Source organism: Sorangium sp. So ce385 (assembly GCF_051474135.1).
Taxonomy (GTDB): domain Bacteria; phylum Myxococcota_A; class Polyangia; order Polyangiales; family Polyangiaceae; genus Sorangium; species Sorangium cellulosum_D.
In genome coordinates this window covers 1,446,025-1,469,015 of record NZ_CP150337.1, presented here as the reverse complement: position 1 = coordinate 1,469,015, position 22,991 = coordinate 1,446,025, and the positions used below count along the sequence as shown (strand labels likewise).

The following is a 22,991-nucleotide window of genomic DNA, read 5'->3' as shown; positions in this document are numbered from 1 at the left end:
ATGGCGCCCGCTCCGCGGGGCCGAGCGCGAGAAATCGTCAGGCATGGTTAAAGGGTCCCGGGTGTGACGCGGAATAGGCTCATCGATGAGGCTGCGCTACCCGGGCACACATCGGCTGCAGATCGCGGATCGCGCGTCGGTCGCGACACGAGGGCGCGCTCCTGGGCTGCGGGCGCAGCTCGGCCCTCCCCTCGCCTCGCGAACGAAGCGCAGGGCGGGCTCGCGGCTGCCATGGCTCCTCGGCATGGCGGGGTGGCTCCTGCCGGCGCTCGCCGGCGCTCAGCCGGCCGCCGCACCCCAGGGGGCGATCGAGGCCGCGGCGATGCCCTCCACGGCGCCGAGCGCGGTGGTCCCCCCACGCCTCCTGTCCGCCCCCGAAGCGCCGTATCCGCCGGGGGCGACGGGCGACGCCTCCGTCGTCCTCACCGTGACCGTCGACGCAACGGGGTCTGTTCGCGAGGCAGCGCCGGTCGAGCAGCACGAGCCGTTCTCCAGCGCCGCGGTCCGCGCCGCCCTCGCCTATCGCTTCGAGCCTGCGACCCGGAACGGCGTCGCCGTGGCGGCGAAGATCCGGATGCGGGTGGACTTCACGGCGCCCCGCGAGGCCGCCGCGCCGCCGCCGGACGCGGCGCCCGCTCCGGCGCCGGGCGCCGCGCCACGCCACGACCGCCCGGCAGACCAGGTCGCCGGCGCGGCGCCGATCGAGGTCGTCGTCCGCGGCGAGCAGCTCCCGCCCGCCACCCAGTCCATCGCGCGCGGCGAGGTCCGTCAGCTGCCCGGCGCGTTCGGGGACGCCTTTCGCGCCGTCGAGATCCTCCCGGGGGTGATCCCCGCCATCTCCGGGCTTCCGTACTTCTATGTCCGCGGGGCGCCGCCGGCGAACGTCGGATACATCCTCGACGGCGTCCGCGTCCCGCTCCTGTATCACTTCGCCGCCGGGCCGTCGGTCGTCCATCCGGCGCTCGTCGAGCGCGTCGACCTCTACCCCGGAGGCTACCCCGCCCGGTACGGGCGCTACGTCGGCGGCATCGTGGCGGCCGAGACCGCGGAGCCGCGGCCCGAGCTCCACGGCGAGGGGAACATCCGCCTGTTCGACGCCGGCGCGATGGTGGAGGCGCCGTTCGCGGACGGGCGCGGGACCGTGCTGCTCGGCGGCCGGTACTCGTACACGGCGGCGGTCGTGTCGCTGATCGCGCCGGACGCGGTGATCGACTACCGCGACTACCAGGCCCGCCTGACCTACGACGTCACGCCGGACGATCGCCTCACCGTCTTCAGCTTCGGATCGTACGATCTCCTCGGGGAGGAGCGGGACGACGGGCTCTCGATCCTGTTCGGCGTCGAGTTCTACCGCCTCGACCTCAGGTACCGACATCGGTTTCAGAACGGCGAGCTGCGGCTCGGCGCCCTCCTCGGGCTCGATCGGACCGCGCTGGAGGGCAATCGCACCGCGCGAGACCACATGCTCGCGACCCGGGCCGATTTCATCGCCCGCGTCCACCCCGACGCCGAGGTCCGCCTGGGCGTGGACGGGTCCATCGACGCGTACGCCACCGACATCGTCGGTTATACCGTCAGCCGCGGGGGCTCCAAGCGGCTCGAGCAGCAGTTCGGCTCGCGCGACGACGCGGCGCTGGGCGCCCACGCCGACGTGGTCCTGAAGCTCTCGCCCCGGTTCGAGCTGACCGCCGGCGTGCGCGCGGACCTGTTCGCCTCCGGCGGCGCGACGGCCGTCGGCGTGGACGGCCGGCTCGCGTCCCGGCTCGACGTGACGAAGCGCCTGCGCCTCGTGAACGCGTTCGGCGTCGCGCATCAGCCGCCCTCGACCGTGGCCCCGCTCCCCGGGGTTCAGGTGGCGGGCCTGCGCGGCGGGCTCCAGAAGAGCGCGCAGGGGAGCGCCGGCGTCGAGGCGGATCTCCCCGAGGGGGTCACCGCCGGCGCGACCGCGTTCCACAACGCGTTCTTCGACATGACGGACGCGCTGGGCGCCGTGGCGCACCGGTGGACGGACGACGTCGACGACCTCGCGGACGTGCCCCGGACCCTCGGGTCGAGCTACGGAATCGAGCTCTACGCGAGGCGCCGCCTCACCCGGAAGCTCGGCGGGTTCGCCTCGTACACGCTGTCGCGCTCGACCCAGGCCGCCGGGCGCTCGCGGTCCCCCGCCCCGTTCGACCGGACCCACGTCGCCAACCTCGCGCTGACCTACCAGCTCGACCGGAACTGGCGCGCCGGCGCGAGGTTCCTGTTCTACACGGGCAGCCCGGGCGCCTCGCTCGCCGCCGAGGAGCGCGACGGCTCGGGCGAAGCGCCGAGGATCGACCGCGATCCTCCCTTCTATCGGCTCGACGCGCGCATCGAGAGGCGCTGGTCCATCGGCGAGCGCGGCTGGATCTCGGCCGTCCTCGAAGGCATGAACGTGACCGCGAAGAAGGAGGTGATCGGTGGAGAAGCGATCGGCCCTGTCACGATTCCGAGCATCGGTGTGGAGGGCGGGCTCTGAGCCCAGGAGGGGACGATGAGATCCCGTGCTTCGCTCCTCTCGACCGCCGCGCTCTTCGCCCTGGGCGCCTGCCTGCCGAGCGAGACAAGGCCCGAGCCCGGCGAGCTCGTCTACACGATCTCGGGCGCGGCCGACGTCGTCGGCGGCGTGCAGAGCGCCGACGGCTGGAGCATCGAGTTTTCGAGGTTCCTGCTCGCGGCGCGGTACGTGACCACCCACGAGTCCTCCGAGTGCGCCGTCACCGCCATCGCGGACACGCCCACGCTCGTCGACGCGCGGGTGCCGGGGAAGCACGAGGTCGCCAGGGTCCTCGCCAATGGGGAGTGCGGCTTCACCTACCATGTCGGGCCCCTCCCGCCGCGCGAGTACTACGACGCCGAGGAGTGGCTAGGTCCTGGGGTGACCGACGACGATCTGGCCCTCGTCGAGGCGCTGGCGACCGGCGCGTACGTGGAGGGCAAGGCGACCAAGGGGGCGGTGACCAAGGTGTTCCGGTGGAGCTTCCTCTTCCAGGATTTCTGCAGCGGTGGATTGCTCTGGAACGCCGGCGACGGCTCGGGTCCGACGATCCGTCTGCGCTCCGGCGCGACCGAGCGGGCCGACCTCGCGATCCGCGGCGATCACCTGTTCTTCGATCGCATGGACGAAGCGGCGGCCCAGGTGCGATTCGATCCGATCGCCGGAGCGGACACCGATCCTGCCTACGGGAACGCCGACGGCGAGGTGACCCGGCAAGAGCTGGTGAACGTACCGCTCTCGACCGTCGCGCGGGCCGACGGCGCTTATTCGAGCGAATGGGCGCTCGACCTCGCCACGTGGATGGACATGCGCATGGCCAACGTGGGCCACCTCAACGGGACGGAAGCTTGCTCGTCCCTGGACCTGGAGTAGGCGCCGACGAGGCGCCCCTCGCGGCGGGCCGAAGGAGCCCGTCAATCGGTCTCGGGGCGCACCGTCGCGGCGATGATGCCGTCCATCGCGGCGGGCGAGCCGTCCGCGTTCTTGGGGTCGTGGATCTCGATGGTGGCATACACCGCCTCGAGCCGAGCGTGCGAGACGTCCGCCGACGGCTGGCTCGGCTCCTCGCCGAGCAGCGGCTCCACACGGGCCCTCGACGTGTCGAAGACGCGGAAGAGCGGGAGCCGGTGATCCGGGATGAAGTACAGGTCGCCGTCCGCGCCGCGAAAGAGCGTGCCCGACACGTGCTCCGTGCCGTCCTGCGCCCGCGGGCGCGCGTCGGACACCGGCGCTGTGGCATCCGCCCCCTCGGAGGGCATCTCTGCTGCTTGTCGCTCCGCCATGACTCAGGTCCTCCTTGAACGGCTCGCCTACGCCGACGAGCGGCGGCCGGCACGAGGTTCGCGGCCGGCGATCCACGCAGTCTAGGGCAGAGCCTGGGGGCCCCACAAGCGCCTGGCGGTGCCTCCGTCGCCGCGTCCTCAGGCAGCGCAGCGCAGCAGGATCTTCCCCTGAACAGCGCGCGCCCGCAGCGCATCGAGCGCGTCGGCGACGCGCTCGAGCGGCCATGTCGCGTGAACGACCGGATCGAGCGCTCCGCGCTCGACGAGCGCGAGCACCTCGGCCATCGTGCTCGAGAACCGCTCCGGCGCCTCATTGGCCACCGTGAACAGGTCGCTCATGGCGAGCGATACGCTGCGTCCGAAGCCGTCCGCGAGCGCGGCGCCGAGCTCGACGCCTGGCGGCCCTTCGAGGAAGCCGAAGGACACGAGGCGGCCGAAGGGGGCGAGCAAGCCGAGGTCGCGCGCGAGCGTCGCGCCGCCGGTCGCGTTGAGCGCTGCATCGACGCCGCGCCCATCGGTCAGCGCGCGCGCCCGCGCCGCGACGTCCTCGCGGCCGTGGACGATCACAGCGGCGGCACCGTTGCGCGTCGCATGATCCACCTTGGAGGCGTCGCCGACGAGCGCCACCGCGCGCGCGCCGAGGTGCCGCGCGAGCTGCAGAGCGGCGGTCCCGACGCCGCCGGCCCCGCCGTGCACGAGCACCGTCTCGCCGGGGGCGATCCGGGCGCGCTCGCGCAGGAGCACCCACGCCGTCGCGTAGTTGACGATCGACGCGGCGGCGCGGTCGAGCGGCAGACCGTCGGGCACGAGCGCGGCGCGGCGCGCCTCGACGTCGGCGAGCTCGGCGAACGCGCCGGTGTGCGGCGTGCCCATGGCGACGACGCGCGCGCCCACCGCCGGCCCGCGCGCGCCCTCGCCCAGCGCCTCGACCGTCCCCGCGAGCTCGAGGCCGAGCCCCACGGGCATCGGCGCCAGGGGGAGCTTCCCGTCGGCGAGCAGTAGATCGATGTGGTTTACCCCGGCGAACGCCACGCGCACGCGCACGTGCCCGCGTGGAACGGGGCCGAGCTCCCGCTCGCCGATCACAGCGCCGCCCGCGCCCGGGCCCGGTCCCAACAATGCAGCTCTCATCCGTGCTGTCCCTCCGCGTTGAACAGGCCCCAGCGTGCGGGCGCGCGGTCCGCCCGTCCAATGGATGCACCGGATGCTATGCATTCACGTCGTGAATCTCTCCGCGCTCGACCTCAACCTGCTCGTCGTCCTGGAGGCGCTGCTCGAGGAGCGCAGCGTGACCGCCGCCGGCAAGCGCGTGGGCCTGAGCCAGCCCGCGACGAGCAATGCCCTCGGCCGGCTCCGCGCGCTGCTCGGCGATCGCCTGCTCGTCCGGCGCGGCCGCGCGCTCTTCCTGACCCCCCGCGGGGAGCAGCTCCGGCGCGACGTGCGCCCGGCCCTGGACCGCCTGCGGGCGGCGCTCGCCCGCCGTCCGGCGTTCGACCCCGCGGCGCTCTGCGACGAGCTGCGGGTGGGCATGAACGACTACGCCGCGTACGTGCTGCTGCCGCGGCTCGTCCGGCGGCTCCGGGCGCGCGCGCCGAGGGCCAGGCTCGCGGTGCTGGCGTTCGAGACGCGCGACGCCGCCCGGGCGCTCGACGCGGGCGAGGTCCACGTCGGCCTCGCGGTGGAGGGGCCCGGGCTGGCCGGGCTCGAGTCCCGGCCGCTCCTGCGCGACGACTTCGCCCTCGTCTGCCAGCCTCCCGCGCCGCGCACGCTGCGGTCGTTCCTCGCGCGGCCGCACCTGCTCGTCTCACCGCACGGCGGGCGCGTCGGGGTGGTCGATCGCGCGCTCGCCGCCCAGCAGCTCGAGCGCGACGTCCACGTCACGCTGCCGCACTTCCTGATGGCGCCTCACCTGCTTTCGGGCACCGACCTCATCGGCGTCCTGGCCGGCGCGGTCGCGCGGGACATCGCCCCTGCGCTGAAGCTCGTCGTCGCGCGGCCGCCGCTCGCTCTCCCGGGCTTCACGCTCTCGGCCGTCTGGCACCCCAGGCTCACGGACGATCCGGCGCACGCGTGGCTGCGCGAGCAGCTCGCGGAGGCCGCGGCCGAGCAGCAGGCGTCGCGGCCGGCCTCCGCGCCCGCCCGGCGACCGCGCGACACCTGACGCGGCCCTCCACGCGACCGACAGCCGCCCCATCGATGGCTGCCCGGCTGCCGCCGATGACGCTGCCCGCGCCGGGCGTCGACTTGAAGCGCCGCGATCCGATCGGACCGTTTTGCTCTTCTCTCCTCCGAGCGAAGATCCTGGCGGGACTCTTCCGCGGGGGGGAACCGTCGCAATCCGTCGGATCCCCAGGAATTTGGGCAGGGCGTGACGACGGATCGCTGCCATGTGTGCTGGCTCTGATGATTCTCAGCTTCTTGCGCAGGAAGCTCGAGCAGGCAGGGATCTCGCTCAGCGTCGCTGACGCATGATCGAACGGCTCGCCGGCATCCACGAAGTCTCCGTCGTCTGTCCGACGACGGCAAAGGGAGGAATCCCTCGCGCCAGCACGGTGCTCTCCGATCTCAATGCCGAGCAGCTCGCGCTCTTCCAGCACCTCGACCTCGCGCGCTTCCGCGCCGCGTAGGGCACGCGTAGGTCGCGTCGCGCGTCGCGCGTCGCCGACAGCGATCGCGTGCTCGCGTTCGGGACCGTGAAGTGGAAGCACGCCCGCCAGGCACCGAGCTCACCGTCGACCGGCGGCGCGCGGTCTTCACGCCGGTGCTGGCGATCCGCCGCTGATCGCCGGCGCCGGCTGGACCGAGAGGTCGAGCATTTGCGCGCACGCGAGCACGAGCCGCTCGCACGGCTGCGACGTCGCGACGATGGCGCGCATCTGCTGGAAGTACGCGCGGTGCAGCTCGCGCAGGCGCTCGAGGTCGGGCGCGGAGACCGTGAACAGGTTGTACGAGCTCGGCCCCGGCGCGCCGAGCTCGAGCCGCTCCACCGCGCGCTGGCTCCACCACACCTTCACCTGGTGCGCCGCCTTCGGATCGCGCCGCGTGTCCACCGTGCGCGACGGTGCGATCGCGTACTTGCGGTCGACCAGGTGAATCTGTCCGGTGCGCTCGAGGACCGCGAGGCACTCGCGCTCCTCCTTGGGCGTGATGCCGATCCGCTCGGCGATCCACCCGTCGCGGTGCCGCGGCAGCTCCTCGTACGCGCGCAGCTCGAGCGCGAGGAGCACCGCTTGCGACCACGGGACCTCGTAGGCAGCGCGCCGGCGCGTCTCGAGCTGCTTCCACGCCGCGCGCGCGCTCGGCAGAGCCCGGGGGTCGACGAGCGTCGCCAGGAAGTCGAGGAGGCGCAGCGAGCACACGTCGACGAGGCGGAGGAAGTCCGGCAGGCGCGGCTCGGCGTCGCCCTGCAGCCAGCGCGCGACCGCGAAGCGGCTCCGCCCCGCGCTCCGCGCGATCTCCACGATGGTGCGCCCGGCCCGCAGCTCGCCGAGGAGCTGCACCACGCCCTCCGGGGTTCCGAGCGAAGCCCGCGCGAGCCACGGCGGCGCGGCGCCGAAGAAGCGGGCGATCGCGGCGGCGGTGTCGACCCCCGCCCGCTCCGCCACTGCGAACGCCTTCGCCGCCGTCGGAAAGCTGCGCCCCGACTCCCACGTGTACGCGATGTTCGTGCGGTACCCGAGCCGGCGGCTGAACGCGCGCTGCGAGCGTTTTCCCCGCACGGCGCGCAGGAGCTCGCTCGCGAGGACGTCGAGATCGAGGTTGTTCATGTCTTGGAGGTTTGCACACTGGAGGGCCGACTGACCACACGATATGTGCGAAACGGCCCTTGCGGCAGACGGGGTCGAGGCACAGCATCGCGATCGCAGCTGGTCTCGAACCGCATGAGGCGCCGCGTGACGCGCGCGCCCGGGAGGTCGCCGTGTCGTCTTCACTTCGTCGCTCGTCTTCGCTTCGTCGCTCGTCCGTTCGCGCCGGTGGGCGCGGTCTCCTCGTCGTCGCCGCGCTCCTCGCGGCGGCGTGCACCGCCCCCCAGGGCGGCAGCCAGACCGGTCACGACGGCCTCGGGACCGGCAACGGCGCCTGCGAGGAGACATCCATCGTCGTCGGCTCGCTCGAGGAGGCCACCGCGCTCGGCTTCACCGCCGGCGAGGTGCTGGCCCAGGCCGAGGGGACGTTCGAGAGCCCCATCGTGTGGGCGCCACCCGACGACATCGTGAACGCCGGCCCCGAGCAGGGCGAAGGCGAGATCACGATCAACGTCGCCCACGGCGGCGGCGCGATCCGGTTCGTCGAGTCGCGGTTCGTCGAGTCGCGGCCCCGGGAGTCGAACGACGAAATGGAGGGCGGCCCCGCGATCGCCGGCGACCTGTGCAAGAGCCGCATCGAGATCGACGTGGAGCTGACGATCGCGACGAGCGGCGGCGCGCTCGCGGAGACGGTGCCCGCCATTCTCTCGTCGTCGGATCCGCGCCACGTCGCCCTCGAGGCCGAGCTCGATCTCGACGCGCTCTCCGGATCGCTGGTCTTCACGCCGCAGAGGGAGGGCTGGGCGCTGGCCGATCTCACCATCCGCGGCGGCATGGCGGCCGGCGCCTCGTGGGGATCCATCGACGCGCGGCTCGAGTACTCGGACGGCGAGGTGACAGGCGCGGGGTTCCGCTCGTTCGCGTCGTGGCCGACCGCCGAGACGTGCGCCCGAGGCGGCCTGCCGCTGCCCCTCGACACCGCGCTGCTCGCGTTCTCCGCCGCCGACGTGCTGGCGGAGAACGCCGAGGTCGCGGCGACGTTCACCTGGGATGACGGGACGACGACGCGGATCGCGCTGTCGCTCGAGGCGGCGGACGACGTCGCGTGCGTGTCGCTCGGGGGGGAGTTCGACGAGGCGGGCGTGCGCATCCCGGCGCGCCTCCACCTCGTGACCGAGGACGGCCGCGTGGATCTCGAGACCGACGTCGACGTGTACGCGCTCGCCGACGCCGAGGGGCGCCTCGTCGACGCCTCGTTCCAAAGCGTGCAGCTGCGCGGCGTCGCGCCCGACGACTTCGAGGCGACGTACGGGATCACCGGCTTCGACGTGAGCGGCTACGACGAGGCGTCGTCCACCGTGCGCGGCACGTTCACCGGCGGCAGCAGCACCGGCGCGCTGAAGGTGCTCGGCCTCACCGTGCCCGAGTGCGTGCGCGATCCCGCCTCGAACCCCGGCGGCGGGTGCGAGGGCATCGACATCACCGAGCTCGGCGGCGGCACCTGGGCGCCCTGAGCGCCCGCGCGGTTTCGGTTCCGCGAAATGACTCGGGCCGCTGCGCTCCTCGCGCGGCGGGCCCGGATCGTCTCGGGAGGCGCGGAAAAGGACGCGCGCCTGGCTCGGCCGCTACGGACGATGTGGGCGCGACGGAGGCGGGCGGCGCGATCAGCGGTCGCGGAAGGCGAGCCGCGAGCCGGTGATCCGAGCCAGGTCCAGGTACTTGAGCCGCACCTCGGGATGAGGCGTTGTCGCGTCGCGATCCAGTTCTTGGGACTCAGGTCGAGGATGCGACTGAGCGGATGGCTCGGAGCCACGGTCAGGATCTCCTGCAAATAGAGCTCGGGGTCGAGCCCGTGCATCCTCCGCAGGATCTGTGGGCGCATGAGCTCCCGCAGGGTGTGGAGTGGCGGTGCGAGAGCAGCGTCTGCGCGAGGCCCGCGCTGCCGTGCACTTGCACCTCGCGCTCGTAGCGTTGCTTCAGGCCGGCGACGCCCGGCGACGACATCGCGATCGATCGTCGCGGGGTCCCAGTCGGCGCGCCCGAGCGTGCGGCTGGCGACGTGCTTGGGCAGCTCGTTCAGGCCGCGGGCGATCGGGTCGGGCCGGTCGGTCACGCGGGGCCAGTGCGACGCGAAGATCTGCGCGCCGTTGGGCCACACCGGCGCCCCCCTCGGCGGCGAAACAGGCGGAAGCCATGAAAATCGCTACTCTCTCCGGCGACCGCTCGCCATCGACCGGTTTTCCTGGCGGGACTTCTGACGCACGGCACTAACGCTCGTGGGGCTCGCGCAGCCGGACATAATGGTATTCGCGCAGCAGGGCGCGCAGGAACATCGGCTCGTCGCGGAACCCGGCCCGGAGCGCGGCCTCGGCGAGGTCGGGAGGCGCGGCGCCCTCGCCGCGCCGCTCAACGTACCATTGAAAAAGCGATTCCCGCGAGAGCGGCGCCGCCGCGAGGTCCGGATCGGCGAGCCCGGCCTCCTCCAGCAAACGTTGCTTGTCGCGCGCGCGGGCCCATAGCCCCACATACAGGTCGTCGAGGCGCAGCTGGTCCACGAGGTGCGCGCTGATGTGCGGCGCCGCCCAGCGCTGCACCGCCGCGACCTGGGCCTCGCTCTCCATGAGGCGCGCGAACTCCTCGGCGCGGAGGCCGTTCTCGCGCAGCCAGCCCTCCATCGCGTCCGCGTCCCAGAGCCCGCGCGCGCGACGGAAGCTCAGGATGGCCGCGTCGACCTCCTCGCCCAGCGGGCGCGCCGCGTGCTCTTCCGCGAGCGCCTGGGAGAGCAGGCGCGTCAGCGCGCCCTTGCGCGCCAGCGCGTAGGCGACGGGGTGGAGCCGCGCCTCGTCGAGCAGCGCGCTCTGCAGCCACGACCCCTCCCCGCCCTCGTCGCGCGGCTCGTCGAGCGGCGCGGCGGCCTGGCGCAGCGAGTCCCAGAAGATCGTCGCCTCGAAATGATACCGCACCCGCTTCGGCGCGAGCCCGGCCGCGAGCCTCGCCTCGATCGCGCGCAGCATCGCGAGCGCGTCGGCGCGCTTTCGATCGACCTGGCCCTCGAGCAAAAAGCCCTTCAGGGCCGAGAGCTCGCCCGGGTCGAGCCCCGCGGCGGAGGCCTCCGAGAGCAGCCGCGGGTAGCTGCGGTCCGGATAGAACAGCTGCTTCGCGATCCGCAGCAGCGCGGCGCAGGTCGCCGGCCGAACGACCCCGCGCGCCTCCGCCGCCGAGAGCGTGGCGCGGATGTTGACCATCGCCACCGAGAGCGCGCGGTAGCCGTAGGCGGCGGGCGCGTGCGCGACGGCGACCTCGTCGTCGTCCTCCAGCTCGCCCCGCTGGTACGCCTCGAACACGTCGCCGACGCCCTCCATGCCGAACGGCGACAGCTCCACCGCGCGCAGCGCGCCCATGCTGGCGCTGCCGAACACGTGGACGCCCTCGCGCATCGCCCAGAGGATCTCCTTGTGCCAGACCGACGGCACGACCTCGAAATAGCCGTCGACGATGCCGATCACCGTCGCGCCCCGCTGCACCGCGCGGTAGACGTCGCCGTGAGCCACCGGCGGCAGGATGACCGCGTCCAGCACCTCGGCGGCCTCGGCGGCGGCCAGCGTCGGCCCCAGGAAGAGGTGGACCGTCATCCGGCCTGCCCCTGCTGCGCCTTGGCGCGCGCGCCGGGCACGTAGCTGCGGTCGCCGGACAGCGGCTCCAGGCCGGGCACCACCACGCGCACCACCGGGATCCCCAGCTCCGGTCGGGTCAGCTCGACGGCGATCACGCGCTTCACGCCCGCGGCGCGGAGCCGCTCGAGCTCCCAGGCGACATCGGCGTTGAGGGTATCGGCATGGAAGGTCGGCCCCTCGGCGAAGCCGCGCCGCGGGCCGGGCCGCTCCAGCTCTTCGCGCGCAGCAGCGGTGATGTTCGGGTCGCGCTGCCGCACGTACTGGCTGGGGGTGCGATCGTCGCGGGAGCCGGCGATCTGGGTCAACCGGCTCTGGGCCGCCTCGGTCAACGCGCGCAAGAGCGCGATCTCGCGCGCGGGGTGGCAGCCCATGCCCTCCGTGACGCCGAGCCTGCGCAAGGGGTTGTCGCGCCGGTCGCAGACCTTGCACAGGAAGGCGGGGATGCCGATGTCCGACGTGATCTCCCAGACGCCGACGGCGACCTCCGCGCGCGCGTACATGTCGAGCACCGCGCGGCAGCTCCCCTCCGGAACGCTGTCGAGCTCGATCCGCGTGGCCGCGCGCGACTCCGGGCTGCGCTGCCGCCACAGCGTCGTCGCGTCGCGCTCCACCGCCTCGCACAGGCCGTGGCTGATCGCCTCCAGCGCGCCATTGCCGGAGGCCAGGCCGTTCGAGCTCGCGACGAAGCCGACGAGCGTCCGGTGCATCGCGACCGTGTAGTTGGTGTGCACCACCTCGAACGGCACCCACACCGGCTCGCGCTGGAGCAGGTCGACCCCCTCGACCCAGAGGATCGGCAGATCGGCGTGGAATTGAGCGCCCGCGATGCGCGGGAGATCGTCGACCTCGACGGCGCGGTGGGTGTAGCGGAGCTCCTCGTACGAGGCCAGCTTGAGCGGCAGGTCGATCCGCTCCGCGTGATACGCCTCGACCGACTCCATGAGGCCGGACGCCTGCGCCGTCGGGAGATCCAGCCCCTTGCCCTGCGACACGGAGAGCGAGCGGGAGTTCGGCCGACAGACCATCACGACCGGAATGCCGATGTTGTCGAGGCCGGTGACGTTGGCGACGCGGGTGATGCCCATGACGGGCATGAGGCGGCGCACCCGCCGCAGCGTCTCCTCGGGCGGCACCTGGCGGTGGGTGCCGGCGAGATACCCCTTGGGGACCGGGCTGTCCAGCGTGCTCGGATCGAACCGGTAGGGCGCCATGCGCGACGGATCGGCACCCTACCATGAAAGCGCGCCGGCTCGCCTCTCGCGTGCGATGACCTCCATGCAGGAAGTGATGATCCGCTCGCGGACGTCGGCCGGCCCCTCTCCCTACATGACTCCGCCGTGCTACAGCAGCCGCCCCGCGCCGTCGTCAGCCCTCGGCCTTGACAACGCGCCCGTCCCTGCTAAACAATCGTTTCAATCCTTTGTTTCATACGGATGTCGACGGAGTCTGGCTCCTTGACGTCGCCTGGCGGCGTCGCGCTCGCGCATCCCTTTCCTGTTCGTCTAGAAGGAACCTTGTACATGAGATTGAAGCATCTTCCCTACACCTCGACAGCGATTGCATCGATTCTACTGCTCGGAGCGGCGGGCTCGGCGCACGCGGCCGTCTATCCTGCGAGCTCGTCCAGCGGTGGGCCCGGCGTCAGCGGGTGCACGGGCGGCGCGAACTGCACGAATGAAAGCTGGGGCGTCGACCTCAATGACAACACCGGATTCGTCTGGAACGTGGCCGGCGGCGCCGGCGGCAACGCGGACCTCTATGTGAAGATCGCCGTGCCGTCGCAGACCAGAGCGATGAGCCTCTGGCTGAACGGCAGCCAGATCGCCGTCGTCACGTCCACCGCCACGGAGAGCCCGCGCCCGACCGGGAAAGAGCTCGGCCCGTTCCCGGTGACGCTGCAGGCCGGGAACAACACGGTAGAGCTGCGGGACACGCAAGGCACCGCGGAGTTCGACGTGCACAGCCTGCGCGTCGAGCCGACGAACGCCGGCGATGATGAGCTTGAAATCGGACTCTGGCGACTGATGTCCCGCGCCGACCGTGGCACGCTGAGCCGCGATGCCATCACCGGGCAGCTGGTCGGCGCCGATTACTCGGGCGACGACCATCAACACTGGCGCTTGATCGGCGTCGGCGCGAGCAAGTATCAGTTTTTTCACGAGGAGACCGGCCAGTGCTTGGTCGCGTCGAGCGGCACGGCGGTGCTCGGCGGCTGCAGCGGCAGCGCGGCGGAGTGGACCGTGGAGACCTTGCGCGCCCGCACGGTGGACCGCCCTGCCCTGGTTCGCTTGCGCTCGAACGGGAACAGCTGCGCCATCCCGAGCGGCGGCGCACAGCCCACCCTGGGGACCTGCAACGACAGCGCGCGCTGGTACCTGGAGCCTGTCGGCTTCGGTGAGCGCCTCGCGAGCGTAGAGTTCGATTTTCATGGGCTCCTGCTCGTCAAGCCCTATACCAACGTCCCTGGTGTCACGCAAGGTTCGCTGTCGACCGGCGTCGTCGACGCGGTGCAGGTCGCCTTCGAAGATCGGGTGGCTTACTGGGTGGATCTGATCACGGACGGCCGGGTCGCATGGCATGGCTCCAGCGTCGTATCCAACGATCCTATCACGTCGCTGTCGGGCTCGGGCAATGACAATTATTTGCCGGCGGCCATCCACCTCCAGCCAGACGTGCAGAGCTTCGTGCCCCGCGGCCAATACGACACCGTGCAAGTGTTCTTCACGCCCGGCGACAGCAAGCCGGGGGGCTGGGGGTGGGGCCCGGGGAGCAGCTACGAATCGAACTACACCCTGTGGACGACGGTGAACGGGAAAAACACCGTCGCCTCGGACTGGCTGTCCACCGTCAACAGCGAGCCTGCGGAGGTGTTCATCCATGAACCCATGCACGGCCTCGATGGGTTCTACGAAGAGCTGGGGATCCCGCTCCCCGAAGGGGTGTTGCATGGAACCGGATCCAATCGTTATGCCAAATCCACGATTCCCGGCCGTTCGTGGTTGCACTGGTACCGCGACTACTGGTTGGGGACCGTCATCGCCTCCGACGACACCTACCGCGGCTTCGGCCCACGCGCGTTCGCCCAGATCACGCCGAGAGATTACGCGTTGAGCTCCGCGGTCGACGAGTACAAGATCGTGCAGCACACCAGCGGCAAATGCTTTGTCCCGCAAGGCGGCGCCACGAAGCCGGCCGACAACACGCCGCTGGTGCTGTCGAGCAGCTGCAGCACGCTCGCCTCTTCTTTCAGGGTCCTGGCCAGCGGCCTGCTGAAGCATCTCCCGAGCGGACTTTGTATTCACCCGAATCAAGGCACCGCCTACAACGGCGTTGGCCTGATCCTCAACCCCTACTGCGGCCCCGAGGTGCGCCTCGCCTTCGACGTGACGTCCGGTGGGAGCCTGCAAAACAGCGAAACCGGCCGCTGCGTTCACCCGGAAGGCGGCTCGGCGACCCCCGCCGAAGGAACCAACCTGATTTTCCACGACGGTTGCGACGAAGAGCGCTTGCGCTTCAACCTGGTATTGCAGTAGACAGTTACGAGCTGCTAGTACACCGATCACGTCGGTCGACCCGAGATGAACCTCCAGGCGGACCTGGGGTCCCGTCCGCGGCCGATACCCTGATGCAGATCGTGAGTCATTCCATGCAATCGAAGATGAACGTCCTGATGTTGTGTGTTGTTGGTGCCCTGGCGATGGGGTGCAACGTCTGTGAGGATCTGGACGCGCGGATGTGCGCAGACCTCGGGGCAGAGGATTGCGCCCTCTGGCGAGAGAAGGGGCTGAACTTCGTCGCCCAGGCGAAGTCGAGGCCCCGCCGAATGATGAAGGACACGCTGTTCGGGGCCGACGCGCAGACGTGCGAGTCAGCGGGGAGCGACGCGGTGTACTCGCAGATCCTCCAGGCGACGAAGACGCAGATGGCCGCCTTCCGCAAGGCGCAGCAGGCGGCGGGGGCAGCGGCGAAGTAGGTGAGGGCGCCGCCCACGCGCCGCTGAGCCCCTCCTCGACATCACCCTTGCCTCGCCACCGGCGCGCGCGCACGCCGCCGGTGGCGGGAGCGAGGGCGGAGGGGTACGTCTCGCCGACGTGGTTCATCGAAGCGCCGCCGCGGTGAGCGGCGGCCTCCGCGGCGATAGCGGCCGCCCGCTCAGGGCTTGCCGAGGTAGTCCATCTTGCCGATGTCGAGCCCGTTGTGGCGCAAGATCGCGTAGGCGGTCGTCACGTGGAAGAAGAAGTTGGGCAGCACGAAGCCGAGCAGGTACGGCAGGCCCTTGAACTTCATCGGCTGATCGCGCGTGGGGATCGTGACCTCGCGGTCCTCGGAGCCGTCGATCTGCTCGGCCTTCAGGGTGTTCAGGAACGCGATCGTCTTGGCGATGCGGGCCTGCAGGTCGTCGAAGCTGGCCTCGTTGTCCTCGTACTTCGGCACGTCGACGGCTGCGAGCCGCGCCCCACAGCCCTTGGCGCTGTCGCTCGCGATCTGGATCTGCCGGGTGAGCGGCAGCATGTCCGGGGCGAGGCGCGCGTCGAGCAGGACGCGCGGCTCGATCTTCTTCGCCTCGGCGTACGCCTCGGCCTTCTTGAGGATCGCCGAGAGGTTGTTGAGCCCCCTCACGAGCACGGGGACCGACGCCTGATACATCGAGATTGCCATCTTCGTCTCCTTGTTATCGCACGCTGCGGAAGCGGGGCCCCGTACGTCACGGGCAGCGCGGTGCGGAAGCACCGCCGGTGGGGGCGCGCGGGCGCCAACATAGTGGTCGCCCCGCGCCCCGGGCAAGCGCGCCAGCGCACAGAAATCGCCTGCGGCCTCCCGACCGCTCCCGGCGCCGCGCGGGCGCTCCCGGCGCCGCGCGGGCCCGCCGGCCGCCGCGCACTCCGCCGCAGAGCGCGCGCCGCAAAGGCGCCCCGCCTCGTGGAAACCACGTGAAGTAGTGTAAAGCCTCTTGACGTACCGGCCTTCCGACCTTCTTAGAGGGCCAGGATCGGGCGAGCGCCGGCGCGTCCGCCGGTTCCACCTATCTTGAAAGGATCCTTGTCGATGAAAACCACGGTACGCCGATCGCCCTCTCGCCTGCTCGCGCTCTCCGCCCTCGCCCTGGCGTCCTGCGGAGTCGAGCCGCTCGAGGAGCAGCCGCCGCTCGGCAGCGCCGAGGCGGCGTTGAACGGCGCTGTCGCGATCGCGGGGCACGTCGGCAACGACGCGTCGAGCGCGGGGATGAGCGGCGTCATCGTGCAGCTCAGCGGCGCCGCGAGCGCCCAGGCCGTCACCGACAGCCACGGCAACTTCCTCTTCGCCGGCTTGCCCGCGGGCACGTACACGCTCACCGCGGTAAAGCCGGGCGCGACGCTCACGCCGAGCACGGTCAACCTCGGCAGCGTCACGGCCGATCACATCCAGAGCTTCACCTGCGCCGGCGCGTGCGGCGCGGGCCCGGCGGTCGATCCTTACAAGGAGATCGCGATCGTCGACCCGTCGGTCACGCAGGACGCGCGCGCCTCGAACGCGACCGGCGGGCCCTGGAGCTTCCGGTACCTGATCGAGCAGATGACCCCGAGCGGCGTCGATCCCGCGGATTTCGTGGCGGAGTGGCTGGAGGGCTTCCAGCCGCTGACGATCAACGGCTACCCCACCACGAGCCGGGGGATGTTCTCGCTCTTGAACCTCTGGCCGACGCGGCCGGACGGCAAGCTCGACCTCGCGCAGGCGCCGTTCCGGCTCCTCGGCATCTTCAACCGGACCGACCTGCACGCGAGCGGCAGCGGCGAGGCGCGCTTCGTGTTCGGCATCGTCCCCCCGAACCACTTCATCGGCGGCATGACGGTGATCTTCGAGTACCGCCTGCCGACCAACTCGATCGCGCCGGACCGACACAGCTGGATCGCCCGCTTCCACGCGCTCGGGCAGCACGCCTTCGGCGCCCAGTACAACCAGGAGCTCCAGGCGATCACCGATCTCTTCACGCAGCGCGGCGCCGAGCGCAGCACGATGGGCAACCCCAACGCGAGCGCGCTCGCCCAGCTCCGCACGAGCGAGGATCTGATGGGCGCCCCCTGGTCGTGGCGGGAGTTCCACCTCGTCCCGGAGCCGACCGGCTATCAGGCCTTCCTGCGGCTCGTAGAGGCCGCCCAGACGCCGGATCAGCAGCTCAACGGCGACGCCGGCCTCGAGGCCTTCCTGCTCGCGAACCGCACCGGGATCATCGCCGGCGCGACGCCGCTCGATCCCTCGTTCCTCGGCGGCGAGGCGGAGGGCAACATCGTCCCTTCCGCCACGAAATGGGTTTTTCCCGGCGTGGACGAGCCGCTCCGCCACGCGTTCGCCGGGCAGACCTGCAACGGGTGCCATAACGCCGAGACCCAGCAGCTCGCCACCTTCTATCATGTGGCGCCGTTCGCGACGCCCGGCCCCGACGGCACCGGGGTCCTCTCGAATTTCGTCAAAGAGGTCGAGATCCCGCGGCGGGTGAGCTTCATGCAGAACCGGCTCACCTGCGCCCCGCTCGCGGGCGATTGCTCGCCAGGGTCCGAGTCGGTCGCCCCCTGATCTTCCTTTTGGCGCCCGAACGCGGGCGCGGCGATCCGGTCGAGAGTGGTGGCGCGCTCTCCGGAGGAGCGCGGCGGCGGTCCTCGACGGCCGCGCCGCCGGCGCGCTATAGGGGGAGGTCATGCGAAACCACCTTGTCCTCTGCTTGATCGCCGCAGCGCTCGCGGCCGCGTGCGGCTCGACGACGACCGACCCGGACCCGACCGGGAGCGGCGGGTCGGCCGCCAGCTCGACGAGCGCCAGCTCGACGAGCGCCAGCTCGGCCACCGGGACGTCGTGCGTGCCCGGATCGACCATGTCCTGCACCTGTCACGCCGTGAGCGGTCCGGGCGTCGCGACGTGCCTCCCCGACGGCAGCGCCTACGGGGCGTGCATGGACGCGGACGGGAGCGACTGCGCCTGTCCCCTGGGGCGCGGCGACGGGTGCTGTGCGGGCGACGGCATCTGCTGCGCGTGCGTGCAAGGCTGCGATCCGGGCGCGGACATGCTGCAGGACGCCGAGACGGACGCGCTCATCGCCTGCGTCTGCGCGGCGGGCGTGTGCGCGGACGAGTGCGAGGTGGAGTGCGCCGGCGGGGGCATCACGGCGGACTGCGCGCCGTGCGTGCAGCAGGCGGGCATGGACGCGTGCAAAGCGGAGTTCGAGGCCTGCGGCGGAATGTGAGCCCCGCGGCGCGCGCGTGCGATCGGCGAGGCCACGGCGCGCGTCGTTTTCGGTGCACGGATCGAGCGAAGCTCGAAGCAGGTCGCGCTCGTGCTCCGGTCCCGAGACCTCGCCGCTACGTCCCCGCCGCCGGCTCCGCCGCCTTCGCCGGCAGCAGCGCCTCGACCCGGCGGATCAGCTCCGCCGGCTCGATCGGCTTCGGCAGCACGCGCCCCCCGTACGCCGCCAGGAACCGCCGGCTCACCTCGCTCGTCCCGCCTCCGGTCATGAACAGCACCCGGTCCGCGAGCGCCGGCAGCTCCGCCTCGATCCACTCGTGGAGCTCTATCCCCGAGCCTTCCTGCATCACGAGGTCGCAGAGCACGACATCGAAGCCCGCGTCCCGCCGGAGCGTCCTTTGCGCCTGCGCGCCCGAGCCCACGCACACGACCTCGTGCGATGACCCGAGCAGCCCCCCGAGCGCCCGCAGGATGAGCGGCTCGTCGTCCACGACGAGGATTCGGGCGCGCCGCGCCGGCCCCTCGTCGCGCGCCGGCGCCGGCAGCGCCGCGGGCTCGGCGCTCGTCCAGACCGGCAGCCGGACGCGGACGCAGGTGCCCACGCCGGCCTTGCTGCTGATCCCGATGCTCCCGCCGCACGACTCGACGATGCTCCGGCAGATCGCGAGCCCGAGCCCGGTCCCCTCGCCCGCGCGCTTCGTGGTGAAGAACGGCTCGAACAGCCGGGGCATGTGCTCCTCGGCCACGCCGCAGCCCGAGTCCACGACCTCCGCGACGACCTCGCGGCCCTGCTGGCGGGTGCGCACCTCGACGAGGTTGTCGGCGACGCGCCCCTCCCGGATCGCCTGCGCCGCGTTGATCAGCAGGTTCACGAAGACCTGCGTGAGGCGCCCCTCGGCCCCGCCCACGCGCGCGACCGGGGCGAGCTCGCGCACCACGCGCGCGCGGTGCTTGATCTGGGCGTGCACGATGTTGAGCGCGCCCTCGATCACCGCGTTGACGTCCGTCGGCCCGATCGCCTCATTCGCCTCGCTGCGCGCGAACACCCCGAGATCCCGGACGATGTGCATCACCCGCGCCGCGCCGTGGCGGGCGTCGTCGAGCGGCTGGGCGAGGTGCGCCGTGGCCGCGCCCTGGCTGGAGAGGCGCCGGATCTCGCGGGCGAGCAGCTCGAGGTTCGCCACCACGTACGCGAGCGGGTTGTTGATCTCGTGGGCCACGCCCGCCGCCAGCTGGCCGACCGCGGCGAGCCGCTCGGTGCGCTCGAGCCGCAGCCTGAGCTCCTCGGCCCGGCGCCGCCCGGTCACGTCGCGCAGGAGCGCCATGCGCGAGGGCCGCCCCTGCCAGTCCACGTCGACCCATCGAACATCGATGAAGACCGTGTGCCCGCCGAGCTCCAGGCTCGTCTCGCCGGCGGGCAGCGCCACCGGGCAGCCCCGCCCGGCGACGAGGCGCCCCTCGCCGAGCAGCGCCTCCGCGGCGGGGTTCGCGAACAGCACCGCCCCGCCGGGGTCGAGCACGATCACCCCGTCGGCGCTCCGGGCGATGAGCTGGTGCAGGTTGGCCTCGTTCTCCCGCGCCTCCGCCATGGTCCGCGCGAGCTGCGTCACGAGCTGCTGGCGGCTGACCGCATAGCGGATGGCGCGCCACAGCGCGTCGGCGTCGAGGCTGCGCTTCACGAGGTAATCCTGCACCGACGCGCCGAGCGCGCGCTCCGCGAGGCGCACGTCGTCGTGGCCGGTCAGCACCACGATCGGCACGTGCGCGTCCACGTCGCGAATGCGCTCGACCACCTCCAGGCCCTCCCCGTCGGGCAGGGAGAGGTCGAGGAGGACGACGTCCCACCCCTCCTTCACGCGCGCGAGCCCCGCCGCGAGCGTCTCCGCGTGCGCGAGCTCGGCGCGCTGCCACGGCACGGCGTCGAGGTGGCTCTGGACGATCGAGGCCGCGATGGCGCTGTCCTCGATCAAGAGAAGGCGAAAGCGCGGCGCCGGCGGAGCCTGGCTGGATTCGGCGGACATAGGTGACCCCCCCTTCGACCAAAGAACTCGAAGGCTTTCCCGGAAGTCAAGCACCTCGCGCGGGCGGCGGCACCCGCGTTATCGTCGCGCAATGGAGTTCCTCGCCTTTCCCAAGATGCCGTGCCTCGGGGCGAGCGATGCTCCGACGTGGGTCGCGCTCGAGAAGATCCACGGCGCGCAGCTCGTGATCGGCGTCGACGCGGCCGGCGTCCGCTTCGGCAAGCGCAAGGAGTGGCTCCGGGACGAGGACCCGTTCTTCGGCTGGCAGCTCCTCCGCGCGTCGCTCCGGGACGCCGCCCGCGCGGCGTTCGCGGCGGTCGGGGCGGAGCGGATCGTCCTCTACGGCGAGCTCTTCGGCGGCGGCTATCCCCACCCGGACGTCCCCGCTGGCGGCGTGATTCCGGTGCAGACCGGCGTCTGGTACGCGCCCGATCTGCGGTGGGCGCTCTTCGAGCTCCGCGCCATCGACGGCGGCGAGGACGCGTTCCTCGCCTTCAGCGAGGCGGCGCCGGTCGCCGCCGCGGCGGGGCTGATGATGCCCCCGCTCCTCGCCCGCGGGCGCAAGGCGGAGGTCGCCGCCCTGCCCGAGCGCTTCCCGTCGCGCGTCGCGTCCGCCCTGGGCTTGCCGCCGCTCGGCCCGGCCAACCTCGCGGAGGGGCTGGTCGCCAAGCCCGATGTCCGCATGCCGGCGGGCGCGTACATGGCGCTCAAGCGCAAGATCGCCGAGATGCGCGAGGACCGCTTCGACGAGAGCGCGCCGTGGAATCCGGAGCGCCCGGTGGATCTGCCCACGCTGGTCCGCTGGGGCGAGCGGCTCGCGAACGGCCCGCGCCTGGCCTCCGCGGCCTCGAAGGTCGGGCGCCACGATCGCGCGGCCGTCGATGCGGAGGCGGCGCTCGACGTGCTCGTCGACCTCGAAGCGGCGTTCCCGGGCGCGATGCGCGCCCTCTCGCGCGAGGACGGCGAGGCGCTCGAGCGCGCCGTCAGGGCGGCCGTCGCGGCGTATCCGCTCTAGACGAGATCGGTGTTCGGGCGAGCATCGGAGTCGCCTCTCCTCGCGGGAGCGCCGCCGTCCGTCACGGATCCGCGCGCTCGACCGGCGCCGGCCCTTGGCTATCATCCGCCCCGTGCAGACCGAGCCGCCGCGCATCGTTCGACTCGTCCTCGTCACCAGGGCGGGCGAGCTCCTGGGCGCGCTGCCCCCCTATCCGGTCGCGACGCCGTGGTGGCAGGAGACCGGAGCGGTCATCCAGGGGGCTCGCGAGCGCTTCGGCATCGCGGTGACGGTCCTCCGGATCCTCGCCACCGAGCTCCCGGCTCCCCACGGCGGGGGCGTCACCTACCTCGTCGAGGCCGAGGCGCCGCCGCCGCCCGGCGTCGCGCCGTGGCGCGGGGCGCTCGACGATCACCCGCTCCGGCAGCCGTGGGCGCGGCCGGGCGGGCCTTCCGGCGACCTCGCCTGGGCGGACTCGGTCCTGCGCGCTCGGGGCCTCTCGCGCACGGCGCCCGCGGAGCAGATCCGGTCCTGGAACCTGTCGAGCGTGTGGCGGCTCCGCGCCGGAGGCCAGACGTTCTGGCTGAAGCACGTCCCGCCGTTCTTCGGGCACGAGGGGGCGCTCATCGCGCGGCTCGCGGGCGGGCCCGTGCCGGCGCTCCTCGGCCACGACGGCCGGCGGATCCTCATGCCGGAGCTCCCGGGCGAGGATCTGTATCACGCCGAGCTGCCGATCCTGGAGCGGCTGGTCGCGCTGCTGGTCGGGCTGCAGCGCGACACGAGCCGGCAGGTCGACGAGCTCCTCGGGCTGGGGCTGCCGGACTTCCGCGGGGCGACCCTGACACGGCTCATCGCCGACGCGGTGGAGCGCACGCCCGAGTTGTCCGCCGGCGATCGGGCGACCCTCGACGGGTTCGTCGATGGCCTGCCGGAGCGCTTCCGTCGCCTGGCGGAGGCCGGTTTGCCCGACACGCTCGTCCACGGCGACTTCCATCCTGGCAACGCCCGCGGCGACGCGACGTCGGTCGCGCTGCTGGACTGGGGCGACAGCGGCGTCGGGCACCCGCTGCTCGATCAGCCGGCGTTCCTCACGCGGGTTCCGCCGGGCGCGGTGGGCCCGCTCCGGAGCCTCTGGGGCCGCGCGTGGCGCGTCGCGGTCCCGGGGTCCGACCCCGAGCGCGCCGCCGAGCTGCTCGCCCCCGTCGCCGCTGCCCGCCAAGCGGTCATCTACCGCACGTTCCTCGACGGCATCGAGCCGTCGGAGCACCCCTACCACGCCAAGGATGTGCTGGAGTGGCTCGAGCGAACCGCCGAGATGGTGCGCTGGCGCCCTTAGAGCGGTTTTCGCTCGGGTTTGATGAAGCCGTTCTCCGTTTCTCGTGCTCGTCTCTCGTGCTCGCAGATTCCCGGGAATCGCGCACGCGCACGCGCACGCGCACGAAGGACGAGCACGGAAGACGGAAGACGGAAGACGGGTACGAGAGACCGGTACGAGAGACCGGTACGAGAGACGGAAGGCGGAAGGCAGCAACGAAAG

General features: G+C 72.1%; 18 protein-coding genes. 11 read left to right on the top strand and 7 right to left on the bottom strand.

Annotated elements, in window-relative coordinates; translation table 11 throughout:
* The first annotated feature begins 85 nt into the window (after positions 1–85).
* Together WME83_RS05485 and WME83_RS05480 are read left to right on the top strand one after the other, a co-directional pair.
* Positions 86–2,503 (top strand): TonB-dependent receptor domain-containing protein, encoded by a 2,418-nt coding sequence (locus tag WME83_RS05485; RefSeq protein ID WP_437318197.1) that lies wholly within the window; start codon positions 86–88, stop codon positions 2,501–2,503.
* Positions 2,504–2,518: 15 nt separating this feature from the next.
* Positions 2,519–3,394 (top strand): hypothetical protein, encoded by an 876-nt coding sequence (locus tag WME83_RS05480; RefSeq protein WP_437318196.1) that lies wholly within the window; start codon positions 2,519–2,521, stop codon positions 3,392–3,394.
* 41 nt (positions 3,395–3,435) lie between these two features.
* Here the strand turns inward: WME83_RS05480 and WME83_RS05475 are convergent, their stop codons facing one another.
* Positions 3,436–3,804, bottom strand: coding sequence for a hypothetical protein (locus tag WME83_RS05475; RefSeq protein WP_437318195.1), 369 nt, complete (start codon positions 3,802–3,804; stop codon positions 3,436–3,438).
* A gap of 138 nt (positions 3,805–3,942) precedes the next feature.
* Positions 3,943–4,920, bottom strand: a complete 978-nt coding sequence (locus WME83_RS05470) for a quinone oxidoreductase family protein (protein ID WP_437318194.1) — start codon at positions 4,918–4,920, stop codon at positions 3,943–3,945.
* 106 nt (positions 4,921–5,026) lie between these two features.
* Here WME83_RS05470 and WME83_RS05465 point away from each other — a divergent pair, with 106 nt between their 5' ends.
* Both WME83_RS05465 and WME83_RS05460 read left to right on the top strand, forming a co-directional pair.
* A complete protein-coding gene (locus WME83_RS05465) occupies positions 5,027–5,965 on the top strand; it encodes a LysR family transcriptional regulator (protein ID WP_437318193.1) in 939 nt (312 codons plus the stop codon).
* Positions 5,966–6,272: 307 nt separating this feature from the next.
* Positions 6,273–6,431, top strand: coding sequence for a hypothetical protein (locus WME83_RS05460; protein ID WP_437318192.1), 159 nt, complete (start codon positions 6,273–6,275; stop codon positions 6,429–6,431).
* A gap of 126 nt (positions 6,432–6,557) precedes the next feature.
* On the opposite strand, the gene WME83_RS05455 is transcribed toward WME83_RS05460, so the two are convergent.
* Positions 6,558–7,571: a DUF4423 domain-containing protein gene (locus tag WME83_RS05455; RefSeq protein WP_437318191.1), complete on the bottom strand. Its 1,014-nt coding sequence runs from the start codon at positions 7,569–7,571 to the stop codon at positions 6,558–6,560.
* Between the two features lie 152 nt (positions 7,572–7,723).
* On the opposite strand from WME83_RS05455, the gene WME83_RS05450 reads away from it, so the two are divergent.
* Positions 7,724–9,064 (top strand): hypothetical protein, encoded by a 1,341-nt coding sequence (locus WME83_RS05450; protein WP_437318190.1) that lies wholly within the window; start codon positions 7,724–7,726, stop codon positions 9,062–9,064.
* 753 nt (positions 9,065–9,817) lie between these two features.
* On the opposite strand, the gene WME83_RS05445 is transcribed toward WME83_RS05450, so the two are convergent.
* Positions 9,818–11,182: a TfuA-like protein gene (locus WME83_RS05445; RefSeq protein ID WP_437318189.1), complete on the bottom strand. Its 1,365-nt coding sequence runs from the start codon at positions 11,180–11,182 to the stop codon at positions 9,818–9,820.
* Positions 11,179–12,435 carry a YcaO-like family protein gene (locus WME83_RS05440; protein WP_437318188.1) on the bottom strand — a complete coding sequence of 419 codons (1,257 nt, stop codon included), beginning with the start codon at positions 12,433–12,435 and terminating at the stop codon, positions 11,179–11,181. The genes WME83_RS05445 and WME83_RS05440 overlap by 4 nt, the downstream gene beginning before the upstream one ends.
* 309 nt (positions 12,436–12,744) lie before the next feature.
* Here WME83_RS05440 and WME83_RS05435 point away from each other — a divergent pair, with 309 nt between their 5' ends.
* Complete coding sequence (locus WME83_RS05435; RefSeq protein WP_437318187.1) at positions 12,745–14,757, top strand: hypothetical protein; 2,013 nt, start codon at positions 12,745–12,747, stop codon at positions 14,755–14,757.
* Positions 14,758–14,870: 113 nt separating this feature from the next.
* The gene (locus WME83_RS05430) at positions 14,871–15,197 is read left to right on the top strand and encodes a hypothetical protein (protein ID WP_437318186.1); all 327 of its coding nucleotides are present in this window, start codon (positions 14,871–14,873) and stop codon (positions 15,195–15,197) included.
* Between the two features lie 179 nt (positions 15,198–15,376).
* Here the strand turns inward: WME83_RS05430 and WME83_RS05425 are convergent, their stop codons facing one another.
* Entirely contained in the window at positions 15,377–15,883 is a 507-nt protein-coding gene (locus WME83_RS05425) for a DUF1993 domain-containing protein (RefSeq protein ID WP_437318185.1), read from the bottom strand.
* A gap of 387 nt (positions 15,884–16,270) precedes the next feature.
* On the opposite strand from WME83_RS05425, the gene WME83_RS05420 reads away from it, so the two are divergent.
* Both WME83_RS05420 and WME83_RS05415 read left to right on the top strand, forming a co-directional pair.
* On the top strand, positions 16,271–17,776 hold the full coding sequence (locus WME83_RS05420) for a carboxypeptidase-like regulatory domain-containing protein (RefSeq protein ID WP_437318184.1): 1,506 nt from the start codon (positions 16,271–16,273) through the stop codon (positions 17,774–17,776).
* A 121-nt stretch (positions 17,777–17,897) separates the two neighbouring features.
* Positions 17,898–18,440: a hypothetical protein gene (locus tag WME83_RS05415; RefSeq protein WP_437318183.1), complete on the top strand. Its 543-nt coding sequence runs from the start codon at positions 17,898–17,900 to the stop codon at positions 18,438–18,440.
* A 115-nt stretch (positions 18,441–18,555) separates the two neighbouring features.
* On the opposite strand, the gene WME83_RS05410 is transcribed toward WME83_RS05415, so the two are convergent.
* Positions 18,556–20,460: a response regulator gene (locus tag WME83_RS05410; protein WP_437318182.1), complete on the bottom strand. Its 1,905-nt coding sequence runs from the start codon at positions 20,458–20,460 to the stop codon at positions 18,556–18,558.
* Between the two features lie 91 nt (positions 20,461–20,551).
* On the opposite strand from WME83_RS05410, the gene WME83_RS05405 reads away from it, so the two are divergent.
* On the top strand, positions 20,552–21,475 hold the full coding sequence (locus WME83_RS05405) for an RNA ligase family protein (RefSeq protein WP_437318181.1): 924 nt from the start codon (positions 20,552–20,554) through the stop codon (positions 21,473–21,475).
* Between the two features lie 112 nt (positions 21,476–21,587).
* A complete protein-coding gene (locus tag WME83_RS05400; protein ID WP_437318180.1) occupies positions 21,588–22,790 on the top strand; it encodes an aminoglycoside phosphotransferase family protein in 1,203 nt (400 codons plus the stop codon).
* Positions 22,791–22,991: the final 201 nt, after the last annotated feature.